The sequence below is a fragment of the Escherichia sp. 93.0816 genome, assembly GCF_013368855.2.
Lineage (GTDB): Bacteria > Pseudomonadota > Gammaproteobacteria > Enterobacterales > Enterobacteriaceae > Escherichia > Escherichia ruysiae.
Map to the genome: position 1 here is coordinate 99,254 of NZ_JABWNC020000013.1, position 17,428 is coordinate 116,681.

The 17,428-nt window shown below is 50.8% G+C and carries 15 protein-coding genes and 1 pseudogene; 8 read left to right on the forward strand and 8 right to left on the reverse strand.

Going from position 1 to position 17,428, the window contains the following annotated elements:
- Window positions 1-5: 5 nt before the first annotated feature.
- From rsmG to asnC, 4 genes are all read right to left on the reverse strand, one after another.
- Entirely contained in the window at window positions 6-629 is a 624-nt protein-coding gene (rsmG, locus tag HEM79_RS14800; RefSeq protein ID WP_000932852.1) for a 16S rRNA (guanine(527)-N(7))-methyltransferase RsmG, read from the reverse strand.
- 63 nt (window positions 630-692) lie between these two features.
- The gene (mnmG, locus tag HEM79_RS14805; protein WP_176241534.1) at window positions 693-2,582 is read right to left on the reverse strand and encodes a tRNA uridine-5-carboxymethylaminomethyl(34) synthesis enzyme MnmG; all 1,890 of its coding nucleotides are present in this window, start codon (window positions 2,580-2,582) and stop codon (window positions 693-695) included.
- 378 nt (window positions 2,583-2,960) lie between these two features.
- A complete protein-coding gene (mioC, locus tag HEM79_RS14810) occupies window positions 2,961-3,404 on the reverse strand; it encodes an FMN-binding protein MioC (protein WP_176241535.1) in 444 nt (147 codons plus the stop codon).
- Window positions 3,405-3,493: 89 nt separating this feature from the next.
- Window positions 3,494-3,952, reverse strand: a complete 459-nt coding sequence (gene asnC / locus HEM79_RS14815) for a transcriptional regulator AsnC (protein ID WP_000432970.1) — start codon at window positions 3,950-3,952, stop codon at window positions 3,494-3,496.
- A 151-nt stretch (window positions 3,953-4,103) separates the two neighbouring features.
- Between asnC and asnA the strand changes: the two genes are divergently transcribed.
- Window positions 4,104-5,096 (forward strand): aspartate--ammonia ligase, encoded by a 993-nt coding sequence (asnA, locus tag HEM79_RS14820; RefSeq protein WP_000845136.1) that lies wholly within the window; start codon window positions 4,104-4,106, stop codon window positions 5,094-5,096.
- 4 nt (window positions 5,097-5,100) lie between these two features.
- On the opposite strand, the gene viaA is transcribed toward asnA, so the two are convergent.
- Window positions 5,101-6,552 carry an ATPase RavA stimulator ViaA gene (viaA, locus tag HEM79_RS14825; protein ID WP_176241536.1) on the reverse strand — a complete coding sequence of 484 codons (1,452 nt, stop codon included), beginning with the start codon at window positions 6,550-6,552 and terminating at the stop codon, window positions 5,101-5,103.
- Entirely contained in the window at window positions 6,546-8,042 is a 1,497-nt protein-coding gene (gene ravA / locus HEM79_RS14830; RefSeq protein ID WP_176241537.1) for an ATPase RavA, read from the reverse strand. The genes viaA and ravA overlap by 7 nt, the downstream gene beginning before the upstream one ends.
- A gap of 222 nt (window positions 8,043-8,264) precedes the next feature.
- On the opposite strand from ravA, the gene kup reads away from it, so the two are divergent.
- The 7 genes from kup (at window position 8,265) to rbsR (ending at window position 16,165) form a co-directional block, all read left to right on the forward strand.
- Window positions 8,265-10,133 carry a low affinity potassium transporter Kup gene (gene kup, locus HEM79_RS14835; RefSeq protein WP_000102310.1) on the forward strand — a complete coding sequence of 623 codons (1,869 nt, stop codon included), beginning with the start codon at window positions 8,265-8,267 and terminating at the stop codon, window positions 10,131-10,133.
- Between the two features lie 163 nt (window positions 10,134-10,296).
- Complete coding sequence (gene rbsD / locus HEM79_RS14840) at window positions 10,297-10,716, forward strand: D-ribose pyranase (protein ID WP_016159916.1); 420 nt, start codon at window positions 10,297-10,299, stop codon at window positions 10,714-10,716.
- 7 nt (window positions 10,717-10,723) lie between these two features.
- Window positions 10,724-12,229: a ribose ABC transporter ATP-binding protein RbsA gene (gene rbsA, locus HEM79_RS14845; protein WP_176241538.1), complete on the forward strand. Its 1,506-nt coding sequence runs from the start codon at window positions 10,724-10,726 to the stop codon at window positions 12,227-12,229.
- A 4-nt stretch (window positions 12,230-12,233) separates the two neighbouring features.
- Entirely contained in the window at window positions 12,234-13,199 is a 966-nt protein-coding gene (gene rbsC / locus HEM79_RS14850; protein WP_000211858.1) for a ribose ABC transporter permease, read from the forward strand.
- A gap of 24 nt (window positions 13,200-13,223) precedes the next feature.
- On the forward strand, window positions 13,224-14,114 hold the full coding sequence (gene rbsB / locus HEM79_RS14855) for a ribose ABC transporter substrate-binding protein RbsB (RefSeq protein ID WP_001056273.1): 891 nt from the start codon (window positions 13,224-13,226) through the stop codon (window positions 14,112-14,114).
- A gap of 125 nt (window positions 14,115-14,239) precedes the next feature.
- The gene (gene rbsK, locus HEM79_RS14860) at window positions 14,240-15,169 is read left to right on the forward strand and encodes a ribokinase (protein ID WP_176241541.1); all 930 of its coding nucleotides are present in this window, start codon (window positions 14,240-14,242) and stop codon (window positions 15,167-15,169) included.
- Window positions 15,170-15,172: 3 nt separating this feature from the next.
- Window positions 15,173-16,165, forward strand: a complete 993-nt coding sequence (gene rbsR, locus HEM79_RS14865) for a ribose operon transcriptional repressor RbsR (RefSeq protein WP_000224459.1) — start codon at window positions 15,173-15,175, stop codon at window positions 16,163-16,165.
- On the opposite strand, the pseudogene HEM79_RS23045 reads toward rbsR, so the two are convergent.
- Window positions 16,131-16,256: pseudogene (locus tag HEM79_RS23045) on the reverse strand (hypothetical protein); the annotation flags it as partial. The gene rbsR and the pseudogene HEM79_RS23045 overlap by 35 nt on opposite strands.
- Window positions 16,257-16,410: 154 nt before the next feature.
- Window positions 16,411-17,103, reverse strand: a complete 693-nt coding sequence (locus HEM79_RS14870; protein ID WP_001131157.1) for a FadR/GntR family transcriptional regulator — start codon at window positions 17,101-17,103, stop codon at window positions 16,411-16,413.
- Window positions 17,104-17,428: the final 325 nt, after the last annotated feature.

Genomic DNA, 17,428 nt, shown 5'->3' on the forward strand with positions numbered 1-17,428 from the left:
AAAAATTAAATTTTATTTGCTTTAATCACAACCAAATGGCGTTCGCCATCCAGAGCCGGAACCTGAAGTTTAACCACTGATTCAACCTGATATTCTGCAGGCAATAGGGCTATTTCATCTTCCGGCATTTGTCCTTTCAGCGCATAGAAGCGGCCTTGCTCACCTGGAAGATGGTGGCACCAGCTCACCATATCGTTCAGAGAGGCAAAAGCACGGCTAATTACACCATCAAACGGTGGCTCTGACGGAAACTCTTCTACCCTACTCTGTACCGGCTCAATGTTCTCAAGTTTCAATTCATGTTGAACCTGACGCAGGAAACGCACGCGTTTACCGAGGCTATCCAGTAGTGTGAAGTGGGCGTCAGGGCGTACGATAGAGAGAGGAATGCCGGGCAGACCCGGGCCTGTGCCGACATCAATAAAACGTTCACCTTGCAGATAAGGTGCAACGACAATGCTGTCGAGAATATGGCGTACCAGCATCTCATTAGGATCGCGTACCGAAGTCAGGTTGTACGCTTTGTTCCATTTGTGCAGCATATTTACGTAGGCAATGAGCTGATTTTTCTGGTGATCGGTAAGCGAAATTCCTGCGTCTTTCAGCAGTGAGGAGAGTTTGTTGAGCACGGTGATTACCTGTTCTTGATGCGTTGCCTGGTAAGCGGGTGCTTACCAGGCATTTTTAATGCGTTATGCGCTACGACGCAGCATACCCTGTTTTTTCAGCCATACCAGCAGAATGGAGATAGCCGCAGGCGTGACGCCAGAAATACGCGAAGCCTGGCCGATAGAGGCCGGTTTGTGATCGTTGAGTTTAGCGATCACTTCGTTAGACAGACCAGATACCTGGCGGTAATCCAGCGTCGCTGGCAGCAGGGTATTCTCGTTACGCAGCTGCTTTTCGATCTCATCCTGCTGACGCGCAATATAACCTTCGTATTTAACCTGAATCTCAACCTGTTCTGCCGCCTGTTCGTCTGTCAACGCAGGAGCAAACGGCGTCAGTGTAGTTAATTTGTCATAGGTCATTTCCGGACGACGCAGCAGATCTTCACCACTGGCTTCACGGGAAAGCGGTGCCGTCAGGTGAGCATTCACTTCGACTGCAGCTTCCGCAGACGGCGTTACCCAGGTCGATTTCAGACGCTGACGCTCACGCTCGATGTTCTCAAGCTTCTCGTTAAAGCGCGCCCAACGTTCATCATCAACCAGCCCCAGCTCACGACCAATTTCAGTCAGACGCAGGTCTGCGTTATCTTCACGCAGCATCAGTCGATATTCTGCGCGCGAGGTAAACATACGGTACGGTTCTTTGGTTCCTAAAGTACACAGGTCATCGACCAGTACGCCAAGGTAAGCCTGGGATCGCGCTGGCGCCCAGCCTTCTTTGTCAGCAGACAGGCGAGCGGCGTTAAGGCCGGCCAGCAAACCTTGCGCTGCAGCTTCTTCGTAACCGGTAGTGCCGTTAATCTGACCAGCAAAGAACAGCCCCTGAATAAACTTGCTTTCCAGCGTCGGTTTCAGGTCGCGCGGATCGAAAAAGTCATACTCAATGGCATAACCCGGACGCACGATTTTCGCGTTTTCCATCCCCTGCATGGAGCGGACGATTTGCATCTGCACATCGAACGGCAGGCTGGTGGAGATGCCGTTCGGATAAATTTCGTTCGAGGTTAGCCCTTCCGGCTCAAGGAAGATCTGATGCTGATTTCTGTCAGCGAAGCGCATGACCTTGTCTTCGATCGACGGACAGTAGCGTGGGCCGACACCTTCGATCACTCCGGCATACATCGGACTACGATCGAGGTTACTGCGGATCACGTCATGCGTTTTCTCGTTTGTATGGGTGATATAGCACGGCACCTGCTGTGGATGCTGCGCTGCGTTGCCCATAAACGAGAACACCGGCATTGGGTTATCGCCATGCTGTTGCGCCAGCACACTGAAATCGATGGTGCGCGCATCAATACGCGGCGGCGTACCGGTTTTCAGACGACCAACGCGCAGTGGAAGTTCGCGCAAACGGCGTGAGAGCGGAATGGAAGGCGGATCTCCAGCACGACCACCGCTGTAATTATCCAGGCCGATATGAATCTTACCGTCAAGAAAAGTGCCGACAGTAAGCACGACTGCTTTAGCACGGAATTTCAGCCCCATTTGGGTGACAGCACCGACCACACGATCGTTTTCGACAATAAGATCCTCAACCGCCTGCTGGAAGATCATCAGGTTCGGTTGATTCTCAAGTGCAGTGCGTACCGCCTGACGGTAGAGCACACGATCCGCCTGTGCTCGGGTTGCCCGAACCGCCGGCCCTTTGCTGGCGTTTAGTATCCTAAACTGAATACCTGCCTGGTCGATCGCTTTTGCCATCAGACCGCCGAGTGCATCCACTTCTTTTACCAGATGTCCCTTCCCAATACCGCCGATTGCCGGGTTGCAGCTCATCTGCCCCAGGGTGTCGATATTGTGTGTCAAAAGCAGAGTCTGTTGACCCATACGCGCCGCAGCCATCGCGGCCTCGGTGCCTGCATGACCCCCGCCAATGATGATGACGTCAAAAGGATCCGGATAAAACATGGTTATTGCCTCGCATAACGCGGTATGAAAATGGATTGAAGCCCGGGCCGTGGATTCTACTCAACTTTGACGGCTTGAGAAAGACCTGGGATCCTGGGTATTAAAAAGAAGATCTTTTTATTTAGAGATCTGTTCTATTGTGATCTCTTATTAGGATCGTCCTTGTCTGTGGATAACGCAGATCTATCTTTTAGGATCAACAACCTGCTGAGGATCATTAGCTGTGAATGATCGGTGATCCTGCTCCGTATAAGCTGGGATCAGAATGAGGGGTTATACACAACTCAAAAACTGAACAACAGTTGTTCTTTGGATAACTACCGGTTGATCCAAGCTTCCTGACAGAGTTATCCACAGTAGATCGCACGATCTGTATACTTATTTGAGTAAATTAATCCAGGATCCCAGCCATTCTTCTGCCGGATCTTCCGGAATGTCGTGATCAAGGATGTTGATCTTCAGTGTTTCGCCCATCTGTTTCGCACCGGAATTTTTGAGTTCTGCCTCGAGTTTATCGATCGCGCCACAAAAAGTGTCGTATTCACGACTACCAATACCGATTGCGCCAAAGCGTACCGCAGAAAGATCGGGTTTTTGTTCCTGCAATGCTTCATAGAAAGGAGAAAGGTTGTCCGGAATGTCTCCGGCGCCGTGGGTAGAACTGATAACCAGCCAGATCCCAGAGGCAGATAAATCGTCTAACAACGGACCGTGCAGCGTTTCGGTGGTAAAACCCGCCTCTTCCAGCTTTTCAGCCAGGTGTTCTGCTACATATTCGGCACCGCCGAGGGTGCTGCCGCTGATAAGAGTGATATCTGCCATAAACCGCCACCTTTATTAAGAGTGGCGTATTGTACGCTGTGAACGCGCTGGGATCTACCTGTGGAAAAGTATGGGATTAAAAAAGCCGATCATGGCTTGATAGTACGCATGATCGGGTTCTGCAGGACGATCAGTGTTTCAGTGGACTGAATTTCATCAATTGTTTGGATCTTGTTGATAAGTACATGCTGGAGGGCATCGATCGAGCGGCACATCACCTTAATAAAGATGCTGTAGTGGCCGGTGGTGTAGTAGGCTTCGGTGACTTCGTCGAGGCTTTCCAGTTTTGCCAGAGCGGAAGGATAGTCTTTGGCACTCTTCAATATAATGCCAATAAAGCAACCTACGTCATAACCGAGCTGTTTCGGGCTGACGTCGATACGTGCCCCAGTGATGATCCCCGCCTGCTTCATTTTCTCTACACGAACGTGAATCGTCCCCGGGCTGACGCCAAATTGTTTCGCCAGTTCAGCGTAAGCGGTGCGCGCATTGCCCATTAATGCTTCCAGGATGCCACGGTCCAGATTGTCGATTAGATAATTTTCCATAGGATTTTCTTATTCATATTGATGATTCATTCTATTTTAGTCTTCTTTTTTAATGAATCAAAAGTGAGTAAGGCTTTTTATTGAATGATTATTGCATGTGTGCTGGTTTTTGTTGCTTAATCATAAGCAACAGGACGCAGGAGTATAAAAAATGAAAACCGCTTACATTGCCAAACAACGTCAAATTAGCTTCGTGAAATCTCACTTTTCTCGTCAACTGGAAGAACGCTTAGGACTGATCGAAGTCCAGGCGCCAATCCTTAGTCGTGTGGGGGATGGCACGCAGGATAACTTGTCGGGCTGTGAAAAAGCGGTGCAGGTAAAAGTGAAAGCTCTGCCTGATGCCCAGTTCGAAGTGGTTCATTCACTGGCGAAGTGGAAACGTCAGACGTTAGGGCAACACGACTTCAGCGTGGGCGAAGGGCTGTACACGCACATGAAAGCCCTTCGCCCCGATGAAGACCGCCTTTCCCCGCTGCACTCGGTTTATGTTGACCAGTGGGACTGGGAACGCGTAATGGGCGACGGCGAGCGTCAATTCTCGACTCTGAAAAGTACCGTAGAGGCGATCTGGGCGGGAATTAAAGCAACCGAAGCTGCTGTTAGCGAAGAGTTTGGCCTGGCACCGTTCCTGCCGGATCAGATCCACTTCGTACATAGTCAGGAATTACTGTCTCGTTATCCGGATCTCGATGCTAAAGGGCGTGAGCGGGCGATTGCGAAAGATCTTGGCGCGGTATTCCTCGTCGGGATTGGCGGCAAGCTGAGTGATGGTCATCGCCACGACGTGCGTGCACCGGATTATGATGACTGGAGCACTCCGTCAGAACTGGGCCATGCAGGTCTGAACGGCGATATTCTGGTGTGGAACCCGGTGCTGGAAGATGCGTTTGAACTCTCTTCTATGGGGATCCGCGTGGATGCCGATACGCTGAAGCACCAACTGGCGCTAACCGGTGACGAAGATCGCCTGCAACTGGAATGGCATCAGGCGCTGCTGCGCGGTGAAATGCCGCAGACTATCGGCGGCGGTATCGGTCAGTCTCGTTTGACCATGCTACTGCTGCAACTGCCGCATATCGGCCAGGTTCAGTGTGGCGTTTGGCCTGCGGCAGTTCGTGAGAGCGTCCCTTCTCTGCTGTAATAATTTATCGCCGCCAGCGTCTGAGCAGGCGGCTTCGCATCCCGGTATCAAAGCGCCAGATATGATCGAAAATGCGCATGATGCCGGGTTTGCCGTGTGCCGACATCGCCACGGCATGAAAGCGATGCTGATGTACCCGCTGCAACTCTTTCACTTTACTCGTCACGTCGTCAGGCAACCGCTGGGCGATAAAATCAGAAATCACCACCGCATCGGCGTCAAACCATTCCCGGCTTTGCAAGCGTTCCATAATGGCGCGAAAACAACTGGCAAGATCGGTGCCTCCACGAAACTGCTGACTTAAAAAGCGAATCGCTTGTTCGATGCCTTGTGAGCCTGAAAGTTCATAACGGACGATCTCGGTGGAAAATAACATAATAAAGCAGCGCCGGTTTTCAGCGAGGGCAATGCGCATTAATGCCAGGCAGAACGCTTTCGCACACTGTTCATTAAAGCCGCCCATTGAGCCGGAAGTATCCACGCAGACAATAAACGGTCCGCGCGGCTGTTCGTCGTAATCTTTATGTACCACCGGGCGTTCGCTAACTTTTTCACGCCACGACTCACCGTGCAGGCGATAGGTGAGTAACTGCTTTTCCACCAGTCGACGGTAAAATTCATACTCCAGTTCAGTTATCCCAAGCGTCGCCAGTTCCGGCGGTAGAAGGCGTAAAATATCATCGCTTTGTTGCAGACCATCAACCTGCTCAGGAACGGTCGCCGGTTCGCGCACCATGGTGCGGAAGGTTTCCATCTGCGCATCGTTGCGGGGTATTGATTTGGCTTCCCGCGAACGCCCCAGCTGTTCCGCCAGGCGCTTCAGTTCCGGCTGTTCGTTAAGAAATTCACCATATTTTACAATCAACTGATAGTCGCCGCGTTTAAGCTGACCGGCGCTCATATCCCACAGACGACCGGCTGCGGTGTTGTTTTCTGCCAGAATCGGTTCAAGCTGCCCACTTAGCGTCATGCGTTCCTGAACTTCACTCAACAGTTGTTCGCGTTCTTCTTCTAATAACTGTTGATTTAACGTCGTCGCTTGCACGATCAGACTTAAGCGCCAACGCTGGAGAAAAAGCGTGTGTAATGCCGGAGTGATTGTGCCGTTGGCATCAACCAACTGCTGGGCTTGTTCGGCCCACGGGGAATTCAGTCGATGCAGTAAGTCCAGTATCTGCGGTAGCTGCACAATAAATTGCGGCGTAGAAAGAAGCTGGCTTTGCTGATAGCACATGACCTCTTCCGTGAGCTCCTGCGGGACTCGGGCATCTTTCAACCGACTGCGTAGCGCCTCGCGCCAGCGGGGAATATCATCAGTGATTGCCGCCTTCAGTCGTGGGAATTTTTCAAAGAAGACCGCCAACTGCGGCGAGGCCAACAGAGCGATGATCATCTCTTCGATCAATCCCTCTTCGCTGACGGCCAGCATCACATTGAGCGTATCCAGTGTTAGCATTGTTGCGCCTGGCGAATCTGGGTGCCGACATCCTGTAGGCTGGCTTCAATGCGACCTAACCAGTCGCTATGGATAAACAGACATTTTTGCTGTTCGCTGAATAAGGCGTGTTGCTTGCGCCTGTCGCTTTCAAGATCTTCTAGTTGTTGTTTTATTTCGCTGGGTAGCCCCTCTGCCGATGCGCCGGGCAGCGCCAGAGTCGCCTCCTGCAAACTCACATCGCGCACCACCAGATGTTGGGCGCTATCAACTTCCATATTTAGCTTCTGGGCAAAACCGATACCATTTAATTTGCCGCGAATCTCGCCGCCTTTGTTCAGCCACAGTTCCAGCGCGCTACGCTCAAAAGCGATATGAACAACTTCCATATCATGCAATTTTAATGGTTTTTGCAGCAACAGGGTCAGCGTGGAAGCTGTAACGTCGGCTGGAAGTTGATACTGCGGGCGACGGCTGAACATGCCACCCTGACGAATCACCGTAAAGGCTGTTTTATCGCTTTGTTGTTGCTGGAGTTGCAGGCGACGCTGCACAATTGCGCTCAGTCGAGTCAGCATTTCCTGTTGCTGCCATGCATGACTGGTCATCAATACGTCAATTTGTTGTTGAATTAAATTCAGACTTTGGGCGTCATACCACAGGCAATCTTTCAGCAAGATGAGATCAATCGGGGCAACCGCGCTGCGACCGCTAAAAAAGGCGCTGGCCTGCAATAAGCGGATCGCTTTTTTCCAGCGACGGTCGGAGACATAAGGCGCATCCGGTAATTTATCCAGTTGCTGACGCAGCATAAAAATCAGCTCAAATACATGATCGGGCAGCGTAATTTCACCAATCTCTTTCTGCCAGCGTTCGTATTCTTCATCCGTGACCTGCAAGGATGGCGGAACGGGATTGTCGTTTTCATCCTGTTGGCTGGTCAGCATGGAGCGAAAATTCGTTTTATCCTGCACTTTATCTAACCACAGACGAATCAGCATACGGTCATATAACGCTTCCAGGCTGCTGTCTGCTTCTGGCAGTTCGTTGGATGCTGCCACCAGCAGACGCATAGGGATTTTTTCAACATGTGCGCCGTTGCGGAAGTGGCGTTCATTAATAGCGGTTAGTAGGGTATTAAGAATCGCTGGCCCGGCTTTCCAGATCTCATCAAGAAAGACGATTTCCGCTTCCGGCAGGTAGCCGCTGGTTAAACGCTCATAGCGGCCTTCATCTTTTAACGCCTGAATAGAAAGGGGGCCAAAAACTTCTTCCGGTGTGGAGAAGCGGGTCATCAGATATTCAAACGCGCGCGCATTCTGGAAGGCGAATTTTAAGCGCCGGGCGATTAAACTTTTAGCAATACCTGGCGGGCCAAGCAGGAATACGCTTTCACCACTTAATGCCGCTAACAAACACAGGCGGATGGCGTGGCTACGTTCATAAAGCCCTTTTTCCAGCGAACTGCTTAGACGGGAAATTCTTTCCGCTAATAAATGAGGGTGAGCCATAATGAAGTGGCGTCCTTTCGTCAAAAGTTCTGCGTAAACTGCGAGTATAGACGTTTCTTGCTGGTGGCAAAAATAGTCTCAAAGGAGGGCTATTTTTCTTTGAGCCAGGTTAATGTGGCCGCATTTAGGAGTACGATTTTGCCGTTAATCGTGCATACTGTGCGCTTTTTTGTGGGCCAAGGGACTACGCACACATTTCATATTTCAACGAAAGACTAGTCTATGAGCACTGATAATAAGCAATCGTTGCCCGCGATAACCCTCGCGGCGATTGGAGTTGTCTACGGCGATATTGGTACCAGCCCGTTATATACACTTCGTGAATGTTTGTCCGGCCAGTTTGGTTTTGGCGTTGAACGCGATGCCGTGTTTGGTTTTTTATCGCTGATCTTCTGGCTGCTAATCTTTGTGGTTTCCATAAAATATCTCACCTTCGTCATGCGTGCAGATAACGCTGGTGAAGGGGGGATCCTGACGTTGATGTCGCTTGCCGGGCGCAATACGTCGGCGCGAACGACGTCAATGCTGGTGATTATGGGGCTAATCGGCGGCAGTTTCTTCTATGGTGAAGTTGTCATAACGCCTGCCATTTCGGTGATGTCCGCTATAGAAGGTCTGGAAATCGTCGCTCCGCAGCTGGACACCTGGATAGTTCCCCTCTCAATCATCGTTCTCACTTTACTGTTTATGATTCAAAAACATGGCACTGCTATGGTCGGTAAGCTTTTTGCGCCTATCATGCTGACCTGGTTTTTGATTCTGGCAGGGCTGGGGTTACGTAGCATTATTGCCAACCCGGAAGTGTTACATGCGCTGAATCCGATGTGGGCGGTGCATTTCTTCCTTGAATATAAAACCGTTTCCTTTATTGCGTTAGGCGCGGTGGTACTGTCGATTACCGGTGTCGAGGCGCTGTATGCTGATATGGGGCACTTTGGTAAGTTCCCTATTCGCCTGGCGTGGTTCACCGTCGTATTGCCGTCTTTGACCCTTAACTACTTTGGGCAGGGGGCGCTGCTGTTAAAACACCCGGAAGCGATTAAGAACCCGTTCTTCCTGTTGGCGCCGGACTGGGCACTGATCCCGCTGCTGATCATCGCCGCACTGGCAACGGTGATTGCCTCGCAGGCGGTTATCTCTGGCGTCTTCTCATTGACGCGTCAGGCGGTACGTCTGGGATATTTGTCGCCGATGCGCATTATTCACACCTCCGAAATGGAGTCAGGGCAAATCTATATTCCGTTTGTGAACTGGATGCTCTATGTCGCGGTCGTGATTGTGATTGTCAGCTTTGAGCACTCCAGCAACCTGGCGGCGGCGTACGGGATTGCGGTGACCGGAACGATGGTACTGACTTCTATTCTTTCAACTACCGTGGCGCGTCAGAACTGGCACTGGAATAAGTATTTTGTTGCGCTGATCCTGATTGCTTTCCTGTGTGTCGATATCCCTCTGTTTACCGCTAACCTCGATAAACTGCTTTCCGGTGGCTGGTTGCCTCTGAGCCTCGGCACGGTGATGTTTATCGTGATGACCACCTGGAAGAGCGAGCGTTTCCGCCTGCTGCGTCGGATGCACGAACATGGTAACTCTCTGGAAGCGATGATTGCTTCACTGGAGAAATCACCGCCTGTTCGCGTTCCCGGAACCGCTGTGTATATGTCGCGTGCAATTAATGTCATTCCCTTTGCGCTGATGCATAACCTTAAACATAACAAGGTGTTGCATGAGCGGGTTATTCTGTTAACTCTGCGTACTGAAGACGCTCCATATGTCCATAACGTCCGTCGGGTACAGATTGAACAATTGTCGCCCACTTTCTGGCGCGTGGTGGCAAGTTATGGTTGGCGAGAAACGCCAAACGTGGAAGAAGTTTTCCACCGCTGCGGTCTGGAAGGATTAAGTTGCCGGATGATGGAAACCTCCTTCTTTATGTCGCATGAGTCGTTGATCCTCGGCAAACGCCCGTGGTATTTGCGTCTGCGCGGCAAGCTGTACTTGCTGTTGCAACGTAATGCGCTGCGTGCACCGGATCAATTTGAAATCCCACCAAACAGGGTTATCGAACTGGGTACTCAGGTCGAAATCTAACGCCAGACGCCTCCTTTCTCCATAAGGGGGCGTTTTTTTCATGGTTACTCACGATGTAAAACGTTTCGATGTTGATCACATTTCCGTAACGTCGTGATGGTTTTCCTTAATCAGTCGGGATTAAACTGTGGGTCAGCGAAACGTTTCGCTGATGGAGAAAAAAATGAAAAAAGGCGCCGTTCTTAATTCTGATATTTCGTCGGTGATCTCCCGCCTGGGGCATACCGATACGCTGGTGGTGTGTGATGCTGGTTTACCCATCCCTAAAACGACAACGCGTATCGATATGGCATTAACCCAGGGTGTACCTTCTTTTATGCAGGTGCTGGGCGTCGTCACAAGTGAAATGCAGGTCGAGGCAGCCATTATCGCGGAAGAGATCAAACAACATAATCCGCAACTCCACGAAACGTTGCTCACTCACCTTGAGCAGCTGCAAAAACACCAGGGAAACACCATTGAAATTCGTTACACCACGCATGAACAATTCAAACAACAAACCGCAGAAAGTCAGGCGGTAATTCGCAGCGGAGAATGTTCTCCGTATGCGAATATCATTCTCTGTGCTGGCGTGACGTTCTGAGGCCGCCATGGAAGCATTACTACAGCTTAAAGGCATCGATAAAGCGTTCCCGGGCGTAAAAGCTCTCTCGGGAGCCGCGTTAAATGTCTATCCAGGTCGTGTGATGGCACTGGTGGGTGAAAACGGCGCGGGTAAATCCACCATGATGAAAGTGCTGACCGGTATCTATACCCGTGATGCTGGTACGCTTTTATGGCTGGGGAAAGAGACTACTTTTACCGGGCCGAAATCCTCCCAGGAAGCCGGGATTGGGATTATCCACCAGGAACTGAACCTGATCCCGCAGTTGACCATCGCAGAAAACATTTTCCTCGGTCGTGAGTTTGTTAATCGCTTTGGCAAAATTGACTGGAAAACCATGTATGCCGAAGCGGATAAACTCTTAGCCAAACTTAACCTGCGCTTTAAAAGCGACAAGCTGGTGGGCGATCTTTCTATTGGCGACCAGCAGATGGTGGAAATTGCCAAAGTGCTGAGCTTTGAGTCGAAAGTCATCATTATGGATGAACCGACCGATGCGCTGACCGATACCGAAACTGAATCCCTGTTCCGCGTTATCCGCGAACTGAAATCGCAGGGGCGCGGCATTGTCTATATTTCCCACCGCATGAAAGAAATCTTCGAGATTTGTGATGACGTTACGGTTTTTCGTGACGGGCAATTTATTGCCGAGCGCGAAGTGGCATCACTGACTGAAGATTCGCTGATTGAGATGATGGTGGGGCGTAAGCTGGAAGATCAGTATCCACACCTGGACAAAGCGCCAGGGGACGTCTTACTGAAAGTCGATAATCTCTGCGGACCCGGCGTTAACGATGTCTCTTTTACTTTACGCAAAGGCGAAATTCTTGGCGTCTCTGGTTTGATGGGCGCAGGCCGTACCGAACTGATGAAAGTGCTCTACGGTGCCCTGCCGCGCACAAGCGGTTACGTCACCCTGGATGGGCATGAGGTCGTTACCCGCTCGCCGCAGGATGGCCTGGCGAATGGCATTGTGTATATCTCTGAAGACCGTAAACGCGACGGTTTAGTGCTGGGCATGTCAGTAAAAGAGAACATGTCACTGACCGCGCTACGCTACTTCAGTCGCACTGGTGGTAGCCTGAAACATACGGATGAGCAGCAGGCGGTCAGTGATTTTATCCGTCTGTTCAACGTGAAAACGCCGTCGATGGAACAGGCAATAGGTCTGCTCTCCGGTGGCAATCAGCAAAAAGTGGCGATTGCCCGTGGTCTGATGACTCGCCCTAAAGTGTTGATCCTTGATGAGCCTACCCGTGGCGTAGATGTCGGCGCGAAAAAAGAGATCTATCAACTGATTAACCAGTTCAAAGCCGATGGCTTGAGCATCATTCTGGTGTCATCGGAGATGCCAGAAGTGTTAGGCATGAGTGATCGCATCATCGTCATGCATGAAGGGCATCTCAGCGGGGAATTTACTCGTGAGCAGGCCACTCAGGAAGTGTTAATGGCTGCCGCTGTGGGCAAGCTTAATCGCGTGAATCAGGAGTAAAAAAATGACAACCCAGACTGTCTCTGGTCGCCGTTATTTCACGAAAGCGTGGCTGATGGAGCAGAAATCGCTTATCGCTCTGCTGGTGCTGATCGCGATTGTCTCGACGTTAAGCCCGAACTTTTTCACCATCAATAACTTATTCAATATTCTCCAGCAAACCTCGGTGAACGCCATTATGGCGGTCGGGATGACGCTGGTTATTCTGACGTCAGGCATCGACCTGTCGGTAGGTTCTCTGTTGGCGCTGACCGGCGCAGTTGCTGCATCTATCGTCGGCATTGAAGTCAACGCGCTGGTGGCTGTCGCAGCCGCTCTCGCGTTAGGTGCGGCAATTGGCGCGGTAACCGGGGTGATTGTGGCGAAAGGTCGCGTCCAGGCGTTCATCGCTACGCTGGTTATGATGCTTTTACTGCGCGGCGTGACCATGGTTTACACCAACGGTAGCCCGGTGAATACCGGCTTTACTGAGAACGCCGATCTGTTCGGCTGGTTTGGTATTGGTCGTCCGCTGGGAGTACCTACGCCTGTCTGGATCATGGGGATTGTTTTCCTCGCGGCCTGGTACATGCTGCATCACACGCGTCTGGGACGTTACATCTACGCGCTGGGCGGCAACGAAGCGGCAACGCGTCTTTCTGGTATCAACGTCAATAAAATCAAAATCATCGTCTATTCTCTTTGTGGTCTGCTGGCATCGCTGGCCGGGATCATTGAAGTGGCGCGCCTCTCCTCCGCGCAACCCACGGCGGGTACTGGCTATGAGCTGGATGCTATTGCTGCGGTGGTTCTGGGCGGTACGAGCCTGGCGGGCGGAAAAGGTCGCATTGTTGGGACGTTGATCGGCGCATTAATTCTTGGCTTCCTTAATAATGGTTTGAATTTGTTAGGTGTTTCCTCCTATTACCAGATGATCGTCAAAGCGGTGGTGATTTTGCTGGCGGTGCTGGTAGACAACAAAAAGCAGTAATAACGACTACAGGACATCTTGAATATGAACATGAAAAAACTGGCTACCCTGGTTTCCGCTGTTGCGTTAAGCGCCACCGTCAGTGCGAATGCGATGGCAAAAGACACCATTGCGCTGGTGGTTTCCACGCTCAATAACCCGTTCTTTGTTTCGCTGAAAGATGGTGCGCAGAAAGAGGCGGATAAACTCGGTTATAACCTGGTGGTGCTGGACTCCCAGAACAACCCGGCGAAAGAGCTGGCGAACGTGCAGGACTTAACCGTTCGCGGCACCAAAATTCTGCTGATTAACCCGACGGACTCCGACGCAGTAGGTAATGCTGTGAAGATGGCTAACCAGGCGAACATTCCGGTTATCACTCTTGACCGCCAGGCAACGAAAGGTGAAGTGGTGAGCCACATTGCTTCAGATAACGTACTGGGTGGAAAAATTGCCGGTGATTACATCGCGAAGAAAGCTGGCGAAGGTGCAAAAGTTATCGAACTGCAAGGCATTGCCGGTACATCCGCTGCACGTGAACGTGGTGAAGGTTTCCAGCAGGCCGTTGCTGCTCACAAGTTTAACGTCCTCGCCAGCCAGCCGGCAGACTTCGATCGCACCAAAGGTTTGAACGTCATGCAGAACCTGCTGACCGCTCACCCGGATGTGCAGGCGGTGTTCGCGCAGAATGATGAAATGGCGCTGGGCGCGCTGCGCGCACTGCAAACTGCTGGTAAATCGGATGTGATGGTCGTCGGATTTGACGGTACACCGGATGGCGAAAAAGCGGTGAATGATGGCAAACTAGCAGCGACTATCGCTCAGCTACCCGATCAGATCGGCGCGAAAGGCGTCGAAACCGCCGATAAAGTGCTGAAAGGCGAGAAAGTTCAGGCTAAGTATCCGGTTGATCTGAAACTGGTTGTTAAGCAGTAGTTTTAATCAGGTCGTATGACCTGATGGTGACATAAATACGTCATCGACAGATGAACGTGTAATATAAAGAAAAGCAGGGCACGCGCCACCCTAACACGGTGGCGCATTTTATGGACATCCCGAATATGCAAAACGCAGGCAGCCTCGTTGTTCTTGGCAGCATTAATGCTGACCACATTCTTAATCTTCAATCTTTTCCAACTCCAGGCGAAACCGTAACCGGTAACCACTATCAGGTTGCATTTGGCGGTAAAGGCGCGAATCAGGCTGTGGCTGCAGGGCGTAGCGGTGCGAATATCGCGTTTATTGCCTGCACGGGGAATGACAGTATTGGTGAGAGTGTTCGCCAGCAGCTCGCCACCGATAACATCGATATTTCTCCGGTCAGCGTGATCAAAGGCGAATCAACAGGCGTGGCGCTGATTTTTGTTAATGGCGAAGGTGAGAATGTCATTGGTATTCATGCCGGCGCTAACGCTGCCCTTTCCCCGGCGCTGGTGGAAGCGCAACGTGAGCGTATTGCCAACGCGTCAGCATTATTAATGCAGCTGGAATCACCACTCGAAAGTGTGATGGCAGCGGCGAAAATCGCCCATCAAAATAAGACTATCGTTGCGCTTAACCCGGCTCCGGCTCGCGAATTACCTGATGAATTGCTGGCGCTGGTAGACATTATTACGCCAAACGAAACGGAAGCAGAAAAGCTCACCGGTATTCGTGTTGAAAATGATGAAGATGCGGCGAAGGCTGCGCAGGTACTGCATGAGAAAGGTATCCGTACCGTGCTGATTACCTTAGGGAGTCGTGGCGTGTGGGCTAGCGTGAATGGAGAAGGTCAGCGCGTTCCTGGATTCCGGGTTCAGGCTGTCGATACCATTGCTGCCGGAGATACTTTTAACGGCGCGTTAATCACGGCGTTGCTGGAAGAAAAACCATTGCCTGAGGCGATTCGTTTTGCCCATGCTGCCGCTGCGATTGCCGTAACGCGCAAAGGCGCACAACCGTCAGTACCGTGGCGTGAAGAGATCGAAGCATTTTTAGACAGGCAGAGGTGACGCTTGGCCACAATGAAAGATGTTGCCCGCCTGGCGGGCGTTTCTACCTCAACAGTTTCTCACGTCATCAATAAAGATCGCTTCGTCAGTGAAGCGATTACCGCCAAAGTTGAAGCGGCGATTAAAGAACTCAATTACGCGCCATCAGCTCTGGCGCGTAGCCTCAAGCTCAATCAAACACATACCATTGGCATGTTGATCACTGCCAGTACCAATCCTTTCTATTCTGAACTGGTGCGTGGCGTTGAACGTAGTTGTTTCGAGCGCGGTTATAGTCTTGTTCTGTGTAATACCGAAGGCGATGAGCAGCGAATGAATCGCAATCTGGAAACGCTGATGCAAAAGCGTGTCGATGGTTTGCTATTACTCTGTACTGAAACACACCAGCCTTCGCGTGAAATAATGCAACGTTATCCAACAATCCCTACTGTGATGATGGACTGGGCGCCGTTCGATGGCGACAGCGATCTTATTCAGGATAACTCGTTGCTGGGCGGTGATTTAGCGACGCAATATCTGATCGACAAAGGTTATACCCGAATTGCCTGTATTACCGGCCCGTTGGATAAAACGCCTGCACGTTTGCGGCTGGAAGGTTATCGGGCGGCAATGAAGCGTGCTGGCCTTGACGTTCCAGATGGTTATGAAGTCACTGGCGATTTTGAATTTAACGGTGGGTTTGACGCGATGCAGCAGTTGTTATCGCATCCGCTACGCCCACAGGCAGTGTTTACTGGAAATGACGCTATGGCAGTTGGCGTTTACCAGGCTCTATATCAGGCTGGCTTATATGTCCCGCAGGATATCGCGGTGATTGGCTATGACGATATTGAACTGGCAAGCTTTATGACGCCACCGCTTACTACAATTCATCAACCAAAAGATGAACTGGGGGAGCTGGCGATTGATGTACTCATCCACCGGATGGCACAGCCAAATCTACAGCAACAACGACTACAACTTACGCCGATTCTGATGGAGCGCGGCTCGGCTTAGATTTGCGCTTTCTTTTAATCAAATTATTACCATCAGTTGCTTTCCGAAGCATGAACACTGCTACTGAAGCAACAGTAATAATTCCCCTGAATAAGAATTGCCACCGTCAGCGTATGACTGATGATGGCAGTAGTTGCGGATAAGGTGGTATTCAGGATGGTGAGATTTAGTGTCTGTATAAAGATGACCCTTGCCGCAATGCACGGCAAACCCGCCATACTGTATTCAGCGCCCCGTTTGTTATGTTACTTATCAGGGGAGCGTAGCAGCGCCTGACAAGCTTTAAATGCAGCGTCGCCATCACTTTGGATTATTGCATCGACAATAGCCTGGTGTAGATCCAGCTTTATCACGGTGTCGCTGGTTATTGACGTAAAGTAAGTGTGATAAACCGAATGAAATAGAGAAGCGAAAGATGTCAAAAATGGATTGGCGCTCATTTCATAAATATGTTCATGCCAGGCCATATCGACCTCAATCCAACGCTCCCGGCGGAAATGCTCTTTTAACGCCACCATTTCGGCCATTAATGTATTGAGATGCGCCTTCTGTTCTGCGGTGCCTACCGTTGCTGCCAATAAGCAGGCTTGCGGCTCCAGACAGATACGCATAACCAGAAAATGATCAATAACTTGATGAAAGTTCTCTTCAGTCATCCACCAGGTGAGTAACTCTTGATCAAGAAAATTCCAGTTGGATTGTGGCATGACACGCGTACCAATTCGTGGTCGTGGCAAAACCATTCCTTTTGCCGTTAGCGTCTTGACCGCTTCGCGTACCGCAGTACGGCTCACTCCAAATTGCTCACCCAGCTCAATTTCACCAGGCAGAATGGTGCCAGGTGCGTATTCACCTTTTAAGATCCGTTGCGCTAGCTTCTCAGCCAGAACATACGAAAGGTTTTTCTGTGCAGCTAACTGTTGTGCGCTTAATGGCATACTCATCTTCCTTATTCTTTTTTTCCTCCTTAGTATGCCACCAGGAAGTGTGATTGCGGTTGCAAAAACGGCAAATTGCTTGTTTTATGGCACACCAACAGGTGTTTTGATGAAAAAACGCGCATTCGGAAAATTATTTTAAATTTCCTCTTGTCAGCTCAGAATAACTCCCTATAATGCGCCACCACTGACACGGAACAACGGCAGACAAGCCGCCGGGTCAGCGGGGTTCTCCTGAGAATTCTGGCAGAGAAAAGCAAAAATAAATGCTTGACTCTGAAAGAGGAAAGCGTAATATACGCCACCTCGCGACAGTGAGCTGAAA

What these genes read in the sequence shown, in the direction of transcription:
- mnmG (WP_176241534.1), bottom strand. Translation starts at nt 2,582, where the DNA reads ATGTTTTATCCGGATCCTTTTGACGTCATCATCATTGGCGGGGGTCAT.
- mioC (WP_176241535.1), bottom strand. Translation starts at nt 3,404, where the DNA reads ATGGCAGATATCACTCTTATCAGCGGCAGCACCCTCGGCGGTGCCGAA.
- asnC (WP_000432970.1), bottom strand. Translation starts at nt 3,952, where the DNA reads ATGGAAAATTATCTAATCGACAATCTGGACCGTGGCATCCTGGAAGCA.
- asnA (WP_000845136.1), top strand. Translation starts at nt 4,104, where the DNA reads ATGAAAACCGCTTACATTGCCAAACAACGTCAAATTAGCTTCGTGAAA.
- viaA (WP_176241536.1), bottom strand. Translation starts at nt 6,552, where the DNA reads ATGCTAACACTGGATACGCTCAATGTGATGCTGGCCGTCAGCGAAGAG.
- ravA (WP_176241537.1), bottom strand. Translation starts at nt 8,042, where the DNA reads ATGGCTCACCCTCATTTATTAGCGGAAAGAATTTCCCGTCTAAGCAGT.
- kup (WP_000102310.1), top strand. Translation starts at nt 8,265, where the DNA reads ATGAGCACTGATAATAAGCAATCGTTGCCCGCGATAACCCTCGCGGCG.
- rbsD (WP_016159916.1), top strand. Translation starts at nt 10,297, where the DNA reads ATGAAAAAAGGCGCCGTTCTTAATTCTGATATTTCGTCGGTGATCTCC.
- rbsA (WP_176241538.1), top strand. Translation starts at nt 10,724, where the DNA reads ATGGAAGCATTACTACAGCTTAAAGGCATCGATAAAGCGTTCCCGGGC.
- rbsC (WP_000211858.1), top strand. Translation starts at nt 12,234, where the DNA reads ATGACAACCCAGACTGTCTCTGGTCGCCGTTATTTCACGAAAGCGTGG.
- rbsB (WP_001056273.1), top strand. Translation starts at nt 13,224, where the DNA reads ATGAACATGAAAAAACTGGCTACCCTGGTTTCCGCTGTTGCGTTAAGC.
- rbsK (WP_176241541.1), top strand. Translation starts at nt 14,240, where the DNA reads ATGCAAAACGCAGGCAGCCTCGTTGTTCTTGGCAGCATTAATGCTGAC.
- HEM79_RS14870 (WP_001131157.1), bottom strand. Translation starts at nt 17,103, where the DNA reads ATGCCATTAAGCGCACAACAGTTAGCTGCACAGAAAAACCTTTCGTAT.